We start from the raw sequence: 1315 nt of genomic DNA on the forward strand, positions 1-1315 counted from the left end.
TCCTGCCCCTGTCAAGATGACCTTGATATAGTCATGCTCTTGCCCAATCTTTTCTAAGAAAGCTTTGATTTCCGCTTTTCTTTCTTGGTACAAGCGAGCCGTTTCTTTCCAAACACTTGGTTGTTGGTAAATCTCACGTGTTGTGATCTCTGCTCCTAGCTCCTGCAAGTCTTCTTTTGTATAGTCTAACATAGAAACTGTTGTTCCTTTCTACAATCTAACGTTGATAAATGGGAAAGGAGCCTGAGATGATGCTCCCAGACTCCCATACCAACCTACTCATCTTCATCATCATCAAGGTTTGACAAGAGGTCATTGACCTTGACAATACTTTCTTTTGCACGTTCAGGGTAGTCCCCTTCATTACCAGTCAGGCTACTATTGATGAATTCGATAACCATCGGAAGATTCATCCCTGCGTATAAGTCAATCGCACGTCCTTCAAGGATCAAGCGGCTCACGGTGTTGCAAGGAGTTCCTCCCAAGAGATCGGCAAATACAATATAGTCTTCTAGACCTTGGACTGTTGCTTCTAATTTAGCAGTAAAGTCTTCTGGTCCTTCTTCTGGTAAGAGTGCAACCGTATGGATGGATTCTTGTGGTCCCATAATCATCTCTGTGCTCGCTTTGAGCTCTTCACAAAAGCGACCATGGCTGACCAATACTAACTCTTTTGCCATACCTTACTCCATTATGCCATTCCAAAGAAGAAGTGGCCAAATGCTGAGAATGCGATTGCTGCAAGGATGATGAGCAAGATAGCTTTTGTAGAGTTCATACCCTTACGTCCAAGCAACCAGTAGATTACACCTGTGATGATAGCTGGTACCAAACGTGGGAAGATAAGGTTGAGCATATCTTGAATTTCAATCGCTTTGTCCCCAATGTGTGGAGTCCAAGAAACTTCAACACCAATCATGCTGGCAATCAAGGCACCAACCATGAAGATACCCAGAACGGCAGCTGCGTCGATCAAAGCTGTCAAGGTACTTTGCATATTGTTGATGAGGTTAACCCCTTCTTTATAGGCAAATTCCAACTGTTTCCAACGGAAAATGTCATAAGCAACTGCCACAGCGATCCACAAGAAGATACCGGCTGGGTTTCCTGCAATAGCCAAAGTTGCTGCGATTGAACCCATAATAGCTGGTACCAATGATCCAAAGATTGAGTCCCCAAGAGGAGCGAATGGTCCCATGAGACCTGTCTTGATCCCGTTCACCGCATCTTTTGATTTGACACCATCTTTTTCTTCCAGAGCAAGGTCAAAACCAGTGATAATGGTGTGGAAGAATGGTGAAGTATTGAAGAATTG

At 44.0% G+C, this 1315-nt stretch carries 2 protein-coding genes and 1 pseudogene; all 3 read right to left on the minus strand.

Annotated features, from left to right (window positions below; translation table 11 throughout):
• A pseudogene (gene agaS, locus PAN06_RS14270) lies at positions 1-192 on the minus strand (tagatose-6-phosphate ketose isomerase); the annotation flags it as partial.
• Positions 193-275: 83 nt separating this feature from the next.
• Positions 276-680 (minus strand): PTS sugar transporter subunit IIA, encoded by a 405-nt coding sequence (locus tag PAN06_RS14275; protein ID WP_003009328.1) that lies wholly within the window; start codon positions 678-680, stop codon positions 276-278.
• Positions 681-691: 11 nt separating this feature from the next.
• Positions 692-1315 (minus strand): PTS system mannose/fructose/sorbose family transporter subunit IID (locus PAN06_RS14280; protein ID WP_269796661.1); only part of this gene is annotated, 624 nt, incomplete at its 5' end.

This window comes from Streptococcus sp. SM3 (assembly GCF_027497875.1).